Raw genomic sequence first — 15,771 nt, forward strand, 5'->3', positions numbered from 1 at the left:
CCGCGACCAGCGGCATCACGCCGCCGCCCCCTACCGCGCCTTCAGCACCGACGCGACCAGCGGCCCCGCCGCGTCGCCGCCGTGGCCGCCGGACTCGACGACCGCCGCGGCCGCGAGGTCGTCGGCGTACCCGGTGAACCAGCTGTTGGAGGAGCCCTGGTTGTCCACCTCCGCCGAGCCGGTCTTGGCGCCCTTGTCGTTCGTGCCGAGCCCGGACATCGCCCGCGCTCCGGTCCCGTTGGTCGCCGTGGCGTGCATCATGTCGCGCAGGGCGCTCGCGATGGGGCCGGGAAGCGGCCGGGCGGTGGCCGGCGCGCGGTCGAGCAGGGTGCGCGGGACGATGACCGGCTGCTTGAAGGAGCCGTTCTTCGCGGTCGCGGCGATCGACGCGACGTTGAGGGCGTTCATCGTTATCTTGCCCTGGCCGATGTACGAGGCCGCGGTCTCGGCCCCGGCCGACTGCGGCACGCTGCCGTCGAGGGAGCGGACGCCGGTGTTCCACTCCTGCCCGATGCCGAAGTACGTGCGGGCCGTGGCGCCCAGCGCCGTACCGGCGACGCCCTTGTCGTTCAGCGGCTTGACGGCCTTGATGAAGGCGGTGTTGCAGGAGCGGCGGAAGCTGTCCCGGAAGGTGCCGCCCTGGATGGCGAAGCCGTCGAGGTTGTGGAAGGGGCGCCCGTCCCACGTGACGGTCGCGGGGCACTCGACGCGGTCGCCCGGTCCGGAGACCACGCCCTGGTCCAGCATCATCGCCGCCGTCACGATCTTCATCGTGGAGCCGGGCGCCTGGAGGCCGAGGAACGCGGCGTTGAAGCCGTCCTTGCGGTTGTTGGCGACCGCCCGTATCTCACCGGTGCTCGGCTTGATCGCCACCACCGACGATTCGCCGTACCGCCCCACCGCCTGCTCGGCGGCGGCCTGCACGTCCGCGTCCAGGGTGGTCTGCAGCTTGCCCGGCTCGCCCTTGGCGAGCGTCAGCAGCGTCTCCCTCGCCGCGCCCTCACCCGCGCCCTCGCCCGCCGGCTCGATCCACGTCTCCACGCCCGGCTTGCCGCCCGTCTCGGAGCCGTACTTCTCCCGCAGCTGGTCCAGGACCTGACCGAGCGACGGGTACTTCTCCTTCGTCAGCTCGCGGCCCTGGTGGTCGACCGCCTTCACCGGCGGGTCGGGCGCCTCGCCCGTCCGCAGGGCCGCGTCCTTGGTGAGCTTCGGGTGGATGACCGCCGGCTGCCAGTCGACCAGCGGCATGCCCGTCGTGACGCCCCGCACCACGGTCAGCTCGGAGGCGTACGTCCAGCGCGTGGAGACGCCTTCGTACGTCACCGTCGCGTCGACCGTGAACGGCACCTTCGGCCCCACCGCCTTGCCCGGCGTGATGACGGCCTTGGAGACGTGGGCCTTCTCGCGGAAGTCCCGCACGGCCGGGCCCGCGGTGCCGGCGGCGTTGGTCAGTCCGCCCGCCGTGTCCGCGTCCCCCTCGGCCCACGCCGCGAGGAAGTCCTTCGCCGTCCGCTCCACCTCGTCGGCGGTGACCGGCCCGCTCCCGGCCTTCCGCACCCCGGGCGCGGCCTTCGTCGACGGCGCGGCGGTCGTCCCCGTCACCCCGTTCCAGAGGTGGTAACCGCCGTACCCCACGCCCCCTGCCACCACGGCGAACACACCGCCGACGATGGCCACTTTCGCTCCGCTGCGCATCCGTGCAGCCCCCTCCGCCCGTAAACGGCAGTAACCCTACGGGACGGTACTGACAGCGGGGCCGGTTGTTATCCGAACGGAACGTCAGGCCCCCGGCTCACACCCACGTATCCAGCCACATCCGGTCCCGCCACTCGTCCATCGGGATCGCCTGCCCCGTGTACAGCGGCCAGAAGTAGATGAAGTTCCACACGATCAGCAGCATCAGTACGCCCACCCCCACGGCCCCCAGCGTGCGCCGCCGCTCCGCCGAGCCGTCGTGGCCCGGCGGGCCCAGCATGGCGCCGGCCATCATCGCCACCGCCAGGCACAGGTAGGGGACGAACACCACGGCGTAGAAGAGGAAGATCGTGCGGTGCTCGTAGTGCAGCCACGGCACCCATCCGGCCGCGAAGGCGCAGGCGATCGCGCCCGCGCGCCAGTCGCGGCGGAAGAACCAGCGCCACAGGACGTACAGCACCGCGAAGCACGCCGCCCACCACAGCAGCGGCGTACCGATCGCCAGCACCTCGCGCGCGCACTTCTCCGTGGCGTCCGCCGGGCAGCCGCCGGTGCCCGGGGCCTGGTCCTCGTAGAAGTACGAGACGGGCCGGCCCAGCACCATCCAGCTCCACGGGTTCGACTGGTACGTGTGCCCCGAGGTCAGCTGGATGTGGAAGTCGTAGACCTGGGTCTCGTAGTGCCACAGGCTGCGCCACCAGTCGGGGAACAGCCAGGACCACATGCTGTCCTTGCCGTCCTTCGCGGCCCAGTCCCGGAAGTACCCCTTGCCCGTGAAGATCCAGCCCGACCAGGAGGCGATGTACGTCACGACCGCGACCGGCACCGTCGAGACGAACGCGGGCAGCAGGTCGCGCGTCAGCACCGCCACGTACGGGCGGAAGGCACCCGCCGTGCGGCGCGCGGCCACGTCCCACAGGACCGTCATCACGCCGAACGCCGCCAGGAAGTACAGGCCGTTCCACTTGGTGGCGCACGCCAGACCCAGCAGCACCCCGGCACCGATCCGCCACGGCCGCCACCCCAGGCGCAGCGTCTCCGCGATCCGCACGTCCGGCCGCAGCACCCCGTCCGGGTCGACCGGCAGGGCGGCCGCCAGCCGGGCCCGCGCCCGGTCCCGGTCGACCAGCAGGCAGCCGAAGGCCGCCAGCACGAAGAACATCACCACCAGGTCGAGCAGCGCCGCCCGGCTCATGACGAAGTGCAGCCCGTCCACCGCGAGCAGCGCGCCCGCCAGGCACCCGAGGAACGTCGACCGCAGCAGCCGCCGCCCGATGCGGCACAGCATCAGCACCGACAGCGTGCCGAGCAGCGCCACCATGAAGCGCCAGCCGAACGGAGTGAAGTCGAAGATCCACTCGCCGAGCCCGATGACCCACTTGCCGACCGGCGGGTGCACCACGTAGCCCGGTTCCGTCGGCACGGTCACCGCGTCCGGGTTCGCCAGGATCGACTTGTCGACGTCCTTCGGCCAGGCCCCTTCGTACCCCTGGTTGATCAGCGCCCAGGCGTCCTTGGCGTAGTACGTCTCGTCGAATATCACCGCGTGCGGCTCGCCCAGCTTCCAGAACCGCAGCACCCCCGCCACGAGCGCCACCAGCAGCGGCCCGCCCCACGCCGTCAGGCGCACCAGCACGTCCGCCGCCGTGGGCGGCACCCCGAGGACCGTCCACATCCGGCCCGAGGGGCGCGTGTACGGGGGAACCAGCCGCTCCCGCAGGCCGGGCACCGGCCGCGGGGCGTAGCCGAAGCGGCGCAGGCGCCGTTGCCAGGAGGGCTGACTCCCGATGCCGTCGGCGCCCTGTCCGCGCAGGGCCTTCTGAGCAGTACTGGTCACCGCGCCATCGTAGGGAACGCGCCTGTGCGCGTCGCCTCTCCGGGCTGCGAGGATGGCACCTGTGACAGGAACGGGAACGGTAACCGGAACGCTCGTCCTCGCGGGGACCCCGATCGGTGACGTGGCGGACGCCCCGCCGCGGCTGGCCACGGAGTTGGAGAGCGCCGACATCATCGCCGCGGAGGACACCCGGCGGCTGCGGCGGCTGACGCAGGCGCTCGGCGTGCACACGCGCGGGCGGGTCGTGTCGTACTTCGAGGGCAACGAGTCCGCCCGTACCCCCGAGCTGGTCGAGGCGCTCGCGGGCGGGTCGCGCGTGCTGCTGGTCACCGACGCGGGCATGCCGTCCGTCTCCGACCCCGGCTACCGGCTGGTCGCCGCCGCGGTCGAGCGGGACATCCGGGTGACCGCCGTGCCGGGCCCGTCCGCCGTGCTGACGGCGCTCGCGCTGTCCGGGCTGCCCGTGGACCGCTTCTGCTTCGAGGGGTTCCTGCCGCGCAAGGCCGGCGAGCGGCTCGGCCGGCTGCGCGAGGTCGCCGCCGAGCGGCGCACCCTCGTCTACTTCGAGGCCCCGCACCGCCTCGACGACACGCTCGCCGCGATGGCCGAGGTCTTCGGCCGCGAGCGGCGCGCCGCCGTCTGCCGCGAGCTGACCAAGACGTACGAGGAGGTCAAGCGGGGCGGCCTCGGCGCGCTCGCGGCGTGGGCGGCCGACGGCGTACGCGGCGAGATCACGATCGTCGTGGAGGGCGCCCCGGAGCCCGCGCCCGGCGACCTCGACGCGGACGAGCTCGTGCGCCGGGTGCGGCTGCGCGAGGAGGCGGGGGAGCGGCGGAAAGAGGCCATCGCGGCGGTCGCCGCGGAGGCGGGCCTGCCCAAGCGGGAGGTGTTCGATGCCGTCGTGGCGGCAAAGAACGCGCCACGGGGAAGCTCGGCGGAGCCCGCGGGAGAGTAAAGGACTATCGTAAAAAGCAAAGCCCCGACCGCTCGGCAGGCCTTTCGGCATGGGATGCCCCAAAGCCGGACCAATTTCCGGCATGCGGCGATGCGCTCCCGCCGGTAAAGGCGTCCACTGGCAGCAGTGGAAAGGAGCCAGCATGAGCGAGACCACCAGCACTCCTCCAGTCGCCCACGAGGCCTACTCCTTCGCCTGCATGAAGTGCGGATACGGCTGGGAGGAGGCCTACGACATCGAGCACTACACGGACGCGCGCGGACACGAGTTCGTGGTCTACAAGGCCGAGGGGCGCCGGGTCCCCTCGCCGCTCTCCAACCCCACGTGCCCCAACTGCGAGTCCCACCGGGTCCGCATCATGCGGTCCGGCCGGGTGTCGTCCGTGCTGGACCTGATGGCGCAGGCGTACGAGACGACGGAGAAGACGACGGAGAGGAAGAAGGCGACCGGGCAGGAGGCGGAGCCGATCTCGGCGGCCGGGCCCACGGGCCAGAAGACCGAGGAGCCGAAGACCGAGCGCGGCCCGGAGGAGCAGACGCGGCGCGAACCGCACCACTGGCACCTCGGCGACCTCCTGCGCCACTGGCACCGTAAGTAGTCCCGGGGGCCACAGGGCTGCTCGTACGATCGGGGCATGAGTTCGAAGGACGCCCCGCCGCCGCTGCCCGAGCCCCTCGGGGTGCCGGTCGCCGATTCCCACACCCACCTCGACATGCAGTCCGGCACCGTGGAGGAGGCCCTCACCAAGGCCGCCGCCGTCGGGGTCGAGACCGTGATCCAGGTGGGCTGCGACCTCAAGGGATCCCGCTGGGCGGCGGAGACGGCCGCCGCGTACGACACCGTCTGGGCGGCGGTCGCCCTGCACCCCAACGAGGCCCCGCGGATCGTGCTGGGCGACCCCGACGGGTGGTCGCGGCAGGGGGCGCGCGAGGGCGGCGGGGACGCTGCGCTCGACGACGCGCTCGCCGAGATCGACCGGCTCGCCGCCCTCCCCGAGGTCAAGGCCGTCGGCGAGACCGGCCTCGACTACTTCCGCACCGGCCCCGAGGGCATGGCCGCGCAGGAGCGCTCCTTCCGCGCCCACATCGAGATCGCCAAGCGGCACCGCAAGGCGCTCGTCATCCACGACCGCGAGGCCCACGCCGACGTGCTGCGCATCCTCGCCGAGGAGGGCGCCCCCGAGCGGACGGTCTTCCACTGCTACTCCGGCGACGCCGACATGGCCCGCACCTGCGCCGAAGCCGGGTACTACATGTCCTTCGCCGGGAACGTCACCTTCAAGAACGCCCAGCCGCTGCGCGACGCCCTCGCCGTCGCCCCGCTGGACCTCGTCCTGGTGGAGACGGACGCGCCCTTCCTGACGCCCGCGCCGTACCGCGGACGGCCCAACGCGCCGTATCTCGTTCCGATCACGGTCCGCGCGATGGCGGCCGTGAAGGGCATCGACGAGGAGGCCATGTCGACGGCGATCGGCGTCAACACGGCACGCGCCTTTGATTACTGACGGATCACGACCGCGGGGTCCGGGCGCAGGGTAACGGTACGACCCTGCGTAGTCGAGCCGCTTTGGAGAGTGACGGAGGCTCCGCTAGGGTCCCGGCCTCGTGAACGGATTCCGTGCGCCCTTCGAGCCCGCCCCTACGGGTCCGGCCCCGGTCCTCCGGCCCGCGCCCGCCCACCCCGGCGTGCCGCGCCAGGCAGCCGCGGTCGACCCGGAGGCCCCCACCCTCGCGGCGGCGTATCCGCAGGCCCCCGCCCCCGGCGGTGGCCGCGCGGCGGCCCGCCGGGCACGGACGCGGCGGCGGGCGGGGCGGGGCGGCGGCGCGCCCGACGGCCTCGGGCGCCTCCTCCCGCAGGCCCTCGTCGTGGCGTTCCTCGCCGGCGGCACCAGCGCCTTCGTCGCCGGCGACAAGGCCGTACGCCTCTCCGTCGACGGCGTACCCCGCACCATGCACACCTTCGCCGACGACGTCTCCGAGCTCCTCGCCGACGAGGGCCTGCCCGTCGGCCCGCACGACGTCGTCGCGCCCGCGCCGGGCACCGAGCTCGGCAACGGCGACGAGGTGGTCGTCCGGTACGGCCGCCCCGTCACCCTCACCCTCGACGGGCAGCGCCGCCGCGTCTGGACGACCGCCCGCACGGTCGACGAGGCGCTGCGCGGATTCGGGGTGCGCGCGGAGGGCGCCTACCTGTCCGTCCCGCGCACCACCCCGATCCCCCGCCGCGGCCTGACCCTCGACGTCCGGACGGAACGGACGGTGACGTTCCTCGCCGACGGCCGCGAACGCACCATCCGCACCAACGCCGCAACCGTCCGTGAGGCGGTCGAGCAGGCGGGCATCACCCTCAGCGGCGAGGACACCACCTCCGTCCCGCCCGGCAGCTTCCCGCGCGACGGGCAGACGATCACCATCCTGCGGATCACCGGCCTCCAGGAGGTGCGCGAGCAGGCCATTCCGTACGCCGTGGAAAGGATCCGCGACCCCTCCCTCCACGTGGGCACCGAGGTGGTGGAGCGGCAGGGCCGCACGGGCGCGCGCCGCGTGACGTACGCCGTCCGCACGGTCAACGGCGTACGCCAGCAGCCCCGCAAGATCGCCGACGAGGTCGTACGGGAGCCGGTCACGCAGCGGGTGCTGGTCGGTACGAAGCCGATGCCGACCTCCGTCGCCGGAGCCGACCACCTCGACTGGGACGCCCTCGCCCAGTGCGAGTCCGGCGGCCGACCCGACGCCGTCGACGCGTCCGGGACGTACGGCGGGCTGTACCAGTTCGACCCCGGCACCTGGCAGCGGCTCGGCGGCCGGGGCGTCCCGCAGGACGCCCCCGCCGCGGAACAGACATACCGGGCGAAGAAGCTCTACGTGCAGCAGGGGTCGAGTCCGTGGCCGCACTGCGGCCGTAGGCTGTATCGGTGAGCACCACTGATCCCGACGCCCTCCTCGGCCCCGCCGACATCCGCGAACTGGCCGCCGCGCTGGGCGTACGCCCCACCAAGCAGCGCGGCCAGAACTTCGTCATCGACGCCAACACGGTCCGCCGGATCGTCCGGACGGCGGAGGTGCGGCCCGAGGACGTCGTCGTGGAGGTCGGACCGGGCCTCGGCTCGCTGACGCTGGCGCTGCTGGAGGCGGCCGACCGGGTCGTCGCCGTCGAGATCGACGACGTACTGGCGGCCGCCCTGCCGTCGACCGTCGCCGCCCGCATGCCCGCGAGGAAGGACCGCTTCACGCTCGTCCACTCCGACGCGATGCACGTCCAGGAGCTCCCGGGACCGGCGCCGACCGCGCTCGTCGCGAACCTGCCCTACAACGTCGCCGTGCCCGTCCTGCTGCACATGCTCGACCGCTTCCCGAGCATCGACCGGACCCTGGTCATGGTCCAGGCGGAGGTCGCCGACCGGCTCGCCGCGCGCCCCGGCAACAAGGTGTACGGCGTGCCGTCGGTCAAGGCCAACTGGTACGCCGAGGTCAAGCGCGCCGGCGCCATCGGGCGCAACGTCTTCTGGCCCGCGCCGAACGTCGACTCGGGCCTCGTCTCGCTCGTCCGCCGCACCGAGCCGGTGCGGACCACCGCCACCAAGGAGGAGGTCTTCGCGGTCGTCGACGCGGCCTTCGCGCAGCGCCGCAAGACCCTGCGAGCCGCGCTCGCCGGCTGGGCCGGGTCGCCCGCCGCCGCCGAGGCCGCGCTGGTGGCCGCCGGGATCTCGCCGCAGGCCCGCGGCGAGGCCCTCACCGTGGAAGAGTTCGCCCGCATCGCGGAGGCCAAGTCAGCGTGAGCATCACCGTACGCGTACCCGCCAAGGTCAACGTCCAGCTGGCGGTCGGCGCCGCACGGCCCGACGGCTTCCACGACCTGGCCAACGTCTTCCTCGCCGTCTCCCTGTACGACGAGGTGACCGCGACCCCCGCCGACGAGCTGCGGATCACCTGCTCGGGTCCCGATGCCGACCAGGTGCCGCTGGACGCGACCAACCTGGCCGCCCGCGCCGCGCTGGCCCTCGCCGCGCGCCGGGGCATCCCCGCGAACGTCCACCTCCACATCGCCAAGGACATCCCCGTCGCCGGCGGCATGGCGGGCGGCAGCGCCGACGGCGCGGGCGCGCTCCTCGCCTGCGACGCGCTGTGGGGTACGGAGGCTTCCCGCGAGGAGCTGCTCGACATCTGCGCCGAGCTCGGCAGCGACGTGCCGTTCTCGCTCATCGGCGGCGCCGCGCTCGGCACCGGACGCGGCGAGCGGCTCGCACCGCTGGAGGTCGGGGGCGCCTTCCACTGGGTGTTCGCCGTCGCGGACGGCGGCCTGTCGACGCCCGCCGTCTACGGCGAGTTCGACCGCCTCACCGCCGGAACGGACATCCCCGCCCCGGCCGCCTCCCCCGCGCTGCTCGACGCCCTGCGCACCGGCGACGCCACCGCCCTCGCGGGCGCCCTCGCCAACGACCTCCAGCCCGCCGCGCTCTCCCTGCGCCCCTCCCTCGCCGCCACCCTCGCGGCGGGCACGGACGCGGGCGCCCTGGCGGGCCTGGTCTCCGGCTCCGGCCCGACGACCGCCTTCCTGGTGAAGGACGCCGACGCGGCGGCCGCCGTCGCCGACGCCCTCCTGGCCTCCGGCACCTGCCGCACGGCCCGGGTGGCGACGTCGCCGGCGCCGGGAGCGACGGTGGTGCACACCCCCTAGGCCCTGACGCTGCCGGTCAGCCGGCCAGGGCGACCGACTTCTTCGCCAGCTCGTACGCCGGCAGCATCGCCTCGTGCTCCTCGGCGTCCATGCCGCCCAGGTGCACGACCACCGGGCCGCTCGGGGTCGTCACCGCGAACGCGCGCTCGGGCTTCGCCTCGTCGAGGGGACCGCTGGTGTACGTGACCTCCGTCGCCGGCAGGGCGCCCGCCTTCGTCTCGGTGTACCGCGCCTCGCTCGCGCCCTTGTCGGCGGTCACGAACGCCTCCAGCGCCTGGCGCGGGGAGCCGCCCTTCCCGGTGCCGGTCCAGACGCGGAGGAAACCGATGTGCCCGGCGGGCTTGGCGTCCACCTCGCACACGAGCGTGACCGAGCCCTGCTTCAGTACAAAGTCGGGGTTGGAGATGTCGACCTTCTCGGCCGTCCAGTCCTTCGCGGTGTCGAGCGACACGGGCAGCGCGCACGGCGACCCCGCGCCGCCGAGGGTCGCGCCCTTCACGGCGGCGTCGGCGGAAGCGGCCTTCGACGGCGACGCCGAAGCGGACGCGGACGCCTGCGCCTTCTTCCCGGCCGACTTCTCCGGCTTCTCCGAATCCGACGAACACCCGCTCAGCAGCAGCCCCGCCACCACGACCGCCGGAACCGCGCCCCGCACCACGTACCGCCCCATGAAGATCCCCACCCAGAGTCCGTTCGAACGAACGCGCACGCTACCGCACCGTCCGCGGCGGCTACCCTGGTAGGTCGGCCCATCCCCCCGTAGCAGGAGTGACATGGCAGTCAACCTCGTCAATGTCGAGGCAGTCAGCAAGGTGTACGGCACCCGTGCCCTGCTGGACGGTGTGTCCCTCGGCGTCTCCGAGGGGGACCGGATCGGCGTCGTCGGGCGCAACGGGGACGGCAAGACCACCCTCATCCGGATGATCGCCAAGCTGGAGGAGGCCGACACCGGCCGCGTCACGCACAGCGGCGGGCTCCGCCTCGGGGTCCTCACGCAGCACGACTCGCTCGACCCCGCCGCCACCGTCCGGCACGAGGTCATCGGCGACCTCGCCGACCACGAGTGGGCCGGCAACGCCAAGATCCGCGACGTGCTCACCGGGCTGTTCGGCGGGCTCGACCTGCCCGGCTTCCCGCAGGGCCTCGACACCGTCATCGGGCCGCTCTCCGGCGGCGAGCGGCGCCGCATCGCGCTCGCCAAGCTGCTCATCGCCGAGCAGGACCTGATCGTCCTCGACGAGCCCACCAACCACCTCGACGTCGAGGGCATCGCCTGGCTCGCCCAGCACCTGCGGGCCCGGCGCTCCGCGCTCGTCTGCGTCACGCACGACCGGTGGTTCCTCGACCAGGTCTGCACGCGCATGTGGGACGTCCAGCGCGGCGCGGTGCACGAGTACGAGGGCGGCTACTCCGACTACGTCTTCGCGCGCGCCGAGCGCGAGCGCATCGCCGCCACCGAGGAGGTCAAGCGGCAGAACCTGATGCGCAAGGAGCTGGCCTGGCTGCGGCGCGGCGCCCCGGCGCGCACGTCGAAGCCGCGGTTCCGCATCGAGGCGGCGAACGCGCTCATCGCGGACGTACCGCCGCCGCGCGACACGAGCGAGCTGATGAAGTTCGCCAACGCCCGGCTCGGCAAGACCGTCTTCGACCTGGAGGACGTGACCGTCACCGCCGGCCCCAAGATGCTGCTCAAGCACCTGACCTGGCAGCTCGGCCCCGGCGACCGCATCGGCCTGGTCGGCGTCAACGGCGCCGGCAAGACCTCGCTGCTGCGCGCCCTCGCCGAGGCCGCCGTCACCCAGGGCGAGAAGCAGCCGGCCGGCGGGCGGATCGTCGTCGGCAAGACGGTACGCCTGGCGTACCTGTCGCAGGACGTCGCCGAACTGCCGCCGACGCTGCGCGTGCTGGAGGCCGTCCAGCAGGTGCGCGACCGCGTCGACCTCGGCAAGGGCCGCGAGATGACGGCGGGGCAGCTGTGCGAGCAGTTCGGCTTCACCAAGGAGAAGCAGTGGACGCCCGTCGGCGACCTCTCCGGCGGTGAGCGCCGCCGCCTCCAGCTGCTGCGCCTGCTGATGGACGAGCCGAACGTCCTCTTCCTCGACGAGCCCACCAACGACCTCGACATCGAGACCCTCACGCAGCTGGAGGACCTCCTCGACGGCTGGCCCGGCTCGATGGTCGTCATCTCCCACGACCGGTTCTTCATCGAGCGCACGACGGACAAGACGTTCGCGCTCCTCGGCGACGCCACGCTGCGCATGCTGCCGCGCGGCATCGACGAGTACCTGGAGCGGCGCCAGAGGATGATCGACACGGCCGCCCCGGCACCGGCCGCCGCGTCGGCGTCCGCGTCCGCGCCCGCGAAGGAGAAGTCCGCGGGCGACTCCCGCGCCGCCAAGAAGGAGCTGCAGAAGATCGAGCGCCAGCTCGACAAGGTCTCCGAGAAGGAGAGCAAGCTCCACACCCAGATCGCCGAAAACGCCACGGACTTCGAGAAGGTGGCGAAGCTGGACGCGGAGCTGAGGGAACTGGCCGCGCAGCGCGAGGACTTGGAGATGCGCTGGCTGGAACTCGCCGACGACGCCTGACCCTCCGACCCTCAAAGGGGCGTGACGAAGGCGTGGAGAGCGGATAACGAGGGCATCACGGGCCGGTCCTCCCTTGGGAACAGGGGCGGACCGGCCCCTTTCGCGTCGTACCCGAGTGATAGAAAGAAACCCCGCTCGACTCACGTAACACTGCGGAATCCGTGTCCGATTCGCTCCATTCCGGTGGTACGCGTGCGCGTACGTGCGCCCCGGAATCGCGGGGGAGGCCGGTCGGTCACCGGACCGCACGAAGGGGGAAGCGCTGATGACTCAGCCGCCCAGCCAGCAACCGCCGCAGGGGGGCGGCTTCGGGTCTCCGCAGGACCCGCAGCAAGGATTCCCCCAGCCCCCGGGACAGCCGCCGGCCCAGCCGCCCATGCCCCCGGCCCAGCCGCCCATGCCGCCGTCGCAGCCGCCGGCGGGCCCGCCGCCGCAGGCGCCGTCCGCCCCGCCGCAGGGGGTCCAGCCCGGTTACGGCTACCCCCAGCAGCCGGGCCCGTACGCCCCCCAGCCCGGCCCCTACGGCCAGCAGCCGGGCCCGTACGGCCAGCCGCAGCCCGGCCCCTACGGCGGCTACCCCGGACAGCCGCAGTACCCCGGTGCGCCGGCCCCGGCGCCCGCCGGTGGCGGCCGCAACCCCTTCAAGGGCAAGCCCGGCGTCATCATCGGCGCCGCCGTGGCCGCCCTCCTCGTCATCGGCGGCGGCACCTGGTTCGCCGTGAGCGGCGACGACACCGACCCGAAGAAGCCCGACGCCAAGGGCTCCAGCGCCGCGCCCGACCCCACCGGCTCCGGTGACGTCGACCAGGGCGACGGCAACGGCGACGGCCGCGGCGCCGGGGACGACCTCAACGCCGGGCGCAAGGACGGCGAGGCCAAGGTCGCGTGGCTCGGCACCAACGACGTCGACCTCCCGCGCAACGGCGCGGACGTGCACGGCCCCTGGGTCGTCGGCGACACCCTCGTCAAGGCCATGTACAAGAGCATCAGCGGCTACTCGGTCGCCGACGGCAAGAAGAAGTGGGAGGTGCCGTTCACCACCGAGGTGTGCGCCGCCCCCGTCGCGCCCGCCGCCAACGGCACCATCGTCATCGGCGTCAAGGACGGCACCGGCGACCGCGCCGACTGCCTCCAGCTCCAGCAGATCGACCTCAAGACCGGCAAGGCGGGCTGGAAGCAGACCATCGCCAAGGGCACCGGCTTCAGCGCGCTCTCCGACGTCACGCTCGCCATCAGCGGCACCACCGTGACCGCCGCCGGCACCAACAACTCCTACGGCTACTCCCTCGCCGACGGCAAGCAGCTCTTCGGCAAGCGGTCCGGCGGCTGCCAGCCGTACGCCTTCGCCGGCGGACCCAAGCTCATCGCCGCCTCCAGCTGCCCCACCGGCGACTACGAGAAGCAGCAGCACGAGATCAGCGAGGTCGACCCGGCGACGGGCAAGCCCAAGTGGTCGTACAAGCTGGCGCCCAACTGGGAGGTCGACAAGGTCTACTCCGTCAGCCCGCTGGTCGTCTCGGCGACCCAGCGCAAGGAGAAGAAGTGGTCCGTCTTCGCGCTGACGGACACCGGCAAGCTCCGCTCCACGCTCGACGGCGGCAAGGACAAGTTCGAGGCCAACTGCGGCGGCAGCTTCATCGTCTTCGGCCAGAACCTGGAGGGCTGCATCGGCGTCGCCGCCGACGCCACCACCTTCTACATGGCGACCGCCCCCACGTCGGTGACCGACGGCACCAATGAGGTGGTGGCGTTCAACCTCGACACCGGCAAGCCCAAGTGGCGCGCCTCGGCGGGCCCGAAGAAGACCATGACGCCGCTGCGCATGGAGGGCGCCAACGTGCTGCTCTACATGGAGGGCTCCTGGGACCGGGGCGGAGCGGTCGCCACGCTCGCGCCGACCGGCGGCAGCCCCACGGTGCTGCTCCAGCACCCGCAGTCGACGGCCCAGATCGAAAGGACGTTCTTCGACGCGAAGTACGCCTACGCCGACGGCCGGTTCTTCATCGTCAGCGGTCGCGTGAGCGCGAGCAACGACGAGCAGGAGAAGCAGACCAAGACGATGATGGCCTTCTCCAAGTGACGAACCGCCAGCAGGGCCCGCACCGGACCCCAGAGGGACCCACACCATGACGCAGCCACCCCCGCCCCCGAGCCAGCCGCCCAACCAGCCGCCGGGGCCCCCGCCGGGCACTCCGCCCCAGGGCGGTTTCGGCGCCCCCACCCCGCCGCCGCCGAACCCGGGTTACGGCTACCCCCAGGCCCCGGGCCAGCCCCCCGGCTACGGCTACCCCCAGGCGCCCGGCCAGCCGCCCGGTCAGGCCCCCGGCCAGCAGCCGTACGGCTACGGCTACCCGACCGCCCCCCTGCACCAGCAGCCCCCGCTGCCCCCGCAGGGCGGCAAGAAGCTGTCCACCCAGATGCAGATCATCATCGCCGCGGCGGTCGCCGTGGTCCTGATCATCGCGGGCGGAATCTGGTACGCGACCAGCAGCGGCGACGGCGGCGGCAGAGGCAAGGGCGACGAGGCGAAGGGCGCCGCCTCCGGCGCCACCGCCGGACAGGACGGCGGTGACGGCGGCGGCAAGGCGCCCGACGGGCCCGGCACGGAGAAGGCGCCGGCCAACACCCGCTCCAAGGTGGCCTTCCAGATGCCGCACCCCAAGGTCGCGGACCTGACGACCGTGGTCGGCTCCTGGACCACCGACAAGGCGTACGTGAAGTCGGGCGTCAACTCGGTCGTCGGGTACGACCTGGACAAGGGCGCCCCGCTGTGGACCCTCGCCCTGCCGGGCCAGGTCTGTGCGGCGTCCCGTCACGTCCAGGACAACAAGGCGGCGATCGGCTTCGAGGCCACCAAGCGCGTCGCCCCGAAGTACTACCAGCCGTGCACCGAGATCGGCGTCGTCGACCTGACCACGGGCAAGCTGCTGTGGAGCAAGTCCGTGGCCGGCGCGAACGGCGACGCCAAGATCCGGTTCACCGAGGTCACCGTCGGCGCCGGCACGGTCGCCGCGGGCGGCACCGACGGCGGCGCGGCCTGGAACCTGGCCACCGGCAAGGAGCTCTGGAAGCCCCAGGCCAACACCGACCAGTGCTTCGACATGGGGTACGGCGGCGGCCAGGCGCTCGTCGCGGCGCGCAAGTGCGGCCCGCACAACCAGCAGTACGTGATGATCCAGAACCTCGACCCGGCGAGCGGCCGGCCGCTCTCGCAGTTCAAGATGCCGGCCGGGGTGGAGTACGTGGGCATCATCTCCACGAAGCCGCTGGTCGTCGCGGCCGACGTCGGCGACACCGCCGGTGACGGTTCCTCCATCTCCGACCTCTTCTCCATCGACGAGAAGACCGGCAAGCTGAAGGTCAAGATCGCGGTGGACGCCGAACGGTTCGCCGGCGACTGCGACTCCACGATGGTCGAGGCGTGCAGCAAGGTCGTCGTCGGCAACGGCCGCGTCTACCTGCCCACCGAGGAGCACGAAGGCACCGGCGAGGCGTACGGCCAGACCAACGAGATCGTCTCCTTCGACCTGACCACCGGCAAGCCCACCAGCGACAAGGCCGAGGCCGGCGAGCGGTACTCGATGTTCCCGCTGCGCATGGACGGCGGCAACATCATCGCGTACAAGGAGCCGCCCTACGACAAGGGCGGCCAGATCGTCAGCATCGACGGGGCCACCTTCAAGCAGACCGTGCTGATGGAGAACCCGGCCGACAAGTCCGTGCGCGACGCCGAGGGGAGCTTCTCGCTCGACCACGCGGAGATCCGCTACGCCGCCGGACGGCTGTTCATCTCGGAGCGGATGATCTCCGAGCCGAGCGGCTCGTCGACCGACGACACGCAGTACTTCGTGCTGGCGTACACCACGCACTGACGCCCGCCCGCCCCTCGCGGCGGGTCCGTCGCCCGGCCCGGCACCTCGGAAGACCGAGGTGCCGGGCCGTCACCATAAAGGGGCTCAAGTAGCCCTTATCAGCGAAGAATTCGACATTCCGGGGGGCTTCTGACAAGGAGGGGGCGC

The 15,771-nt window shown here is 72.7% G+C and carries 12 protein-coding genes; 9 read left to right on the forward strand and 3 right to left on the reverse strand.

What is annotated here, in order from left to right; all coding sequences use genetic code 11:
• Window positions 1-30 precede the first annotated feature (30 nt).
• Together ABZX67_RS19700 and ABZX67_RS19705 are read right to left on the reverse strand one after the other, a co-directional pair.
• Complete coding sequence (locus ABZX67_RS19700) at window positions 31-1,695, reverse strand: penicillin-binding transpeptidase domain-containing protein (RefSeq protein ID WP_355361812.1); 1,665 nt, start codon at window positions 1,693-1,695, stop codon at window positions 31-33.
• A 97-nt stretch (window positions 1,696-1,792) separates the two neighbouring features.
• Window positions 1,793-3,532 carry a phospholipid carrier-dependent glycosyltransferase gene (locus ABZX67_RS19705; RefSeq protein ID WP_355361814.1) on the reverse strand — a complete coding sequence of 580 codons (1,740 nt, stop codon included), beginning with the start codon at window positions 3,530-3,532 and terminating at the stop codon, window positions 1,793-1,795.
• Between the two features lie 52 nt (window positions 3,533-3,584).
• Here ABZX67_RS19705 and rsmI point away from each other — a divergent pair, with 52 nt between their 5' ends.
• The 6 genes from rsmI (at window position 3,585) to ABZX67_RS19735 (ending at window position 9,164) form a co-directional block, all read left to right on the forward strand.
• On the forward strand, window positions 3,585-4,487 hold the full coding sequence (gene rsmI / locus ABZX67_RS19710; protein WP_355361816.1) for a 16S rRNA (cytidine(1402)-2'-O)-methyltransferase: 903 nt from the start codon (window positions 3,585-3,587) through the stop codon (window positions 4,485-4,487).
• A 142-nt stretch (window positions 4,488-4,629) separates the two neighbouring features.
• A complete protein-coding gene (locus ABZX67_RS19715) occupies window positions 4,630-5,085 on the forward strand; it encodes a hypothetical protein (protein ID WP_355361818.1) in 456 nt (151 codons plus the stop codon).
• A gap of 36 nt (window positions 5,086-5,121) precedes the next feature.
• The gene (locus ABZX67_RS19720; protein ID WP_355361820.1) at window positions 5,122-5,991 is read left to right on the forward strand and encodes a TatD family hydrolase; all 870 of its coding nucleotides are present in this window, start codon (window positions 5,122-5,124) and stop codon (window positions 5,989-5,991) included.
• 100 nt (window positions 5,992-6,091) lie between these two features.
• Window positions 6,092-7,405, forward strand: coding sequence for a ubiquitin-like domain-containing protein (locus tag ABZX67_RS19725; protein ID WP_355361822.1), 1,314 nt, complete (start codon window positions 6,092-6,094; stop codon window positions 7,403-7,405).
• Window positions 7,402-8,265 (forward strand): 16S rRNA (adenine(1518)-N(6)/adenine(1519)-N(6))-dimethyltransferase RsmA, encoded by an 864-nt coding sequence (gene rsmA / locus ABZX67_RS19730; protein ID WP_355361824.1) that lies wholly within the window; start codon window positions 7,402-7,404, stop codon window positions 8,263-8,265. Before ABZX67_RS19725 ends, rsmA begins: the two co-directional genes overlap by 4 nt.
• The gene (locus ABZX67_RS19735; RefSeq protein WP_355361826.1) at window positions 8,262-9,164 is read left to right on the forward strand and encodes a 4-(cytidine 5'-diphospho)-2-C-methyl-D-erythritol kinase; all 903 of its coding nucleotides are present in this window, start codon (window positions 8,262-8,264) and stop codon (window positions 9,162-9,164) included. Before rsmA ends, ABZX67_RS19735 begins: the two co-directional genes overlap by 4 nt.
• Window positions 9,165-9,180: 16 nt before the next feature.
• On the opposite strand, the gene ABZX67_RS19740 is transcribed toward ABZX67_RS19735, so the two are convergent.
• The gene (locus tag ABZX67_RS19740) at window positions 9,181-9,873 is read right to left on the reverse strand and encodes a lipoprotein (protein ID WP_355361828.1); all 693 of its coding nucleotides are present in this window, start codon (window positions 9,871-9,873) and stop codon (window positions 9,181-9,183) included.
• Between the two features lie 64 nt (window positions 9,874-9,937).
• Between ABZX67_RS19740 and ABZX67_RS19745 the strand changes: the two genes are divergently transcribed.
• From ABZX67_RS19745 to ABZX67_RS19755, 3 genes are all read left to right on the forward strand, one after another.
• Entirely contained in the window at window positions 9,938-11,752 is a 1,815-nt protein-coding gene (locus tag ABZX67_RS19745; RefSeq protein ID WP_355361830.1) for an ABC-F family ATP-binding cassette domain-containing protein, read from the forward strand.
• A gap of 265 nt (window positions 11,753-12,017) precedes the next feature.
• Window positions 12,018-13,832, forward strand: a complete 1,815-nt coding sequence (locus ABZX67_RS19750; protein ID WP_355361832.1) for a PQQ-binding-like beta-propeller repeat protein — start codon at window positions 12,018-12,020, stop codon at window positions 13,830-13,832.
• Window positions 13,833-13,878: 46 nt separating this feature from the next.
• On the forward strand, window positions 13,879-15,624 hold the full coding sequence (locus ABZX67_RS19755) for a PQQ-binding-like beta-propeller repeat protein (protein WP_355361834.1): 1,746 nt from the start codon (window positions 13,879-13,881) through the stop codon (window positions 15,622-15,624).
• Window positions 15,625-15,771 lie beyond the last annotated feature (147 nt).

Origin of the sequence: Streptomyces sp. NPDC003036, from assembly GCF_040611175.1 — a bacterium.
In the GTDB taxonomy this organism is placed as follows: Bacteria; Actinomycetota; Actinomycetes; order Streptomycetales; family Streptomycetaceae; genus Streptomyces.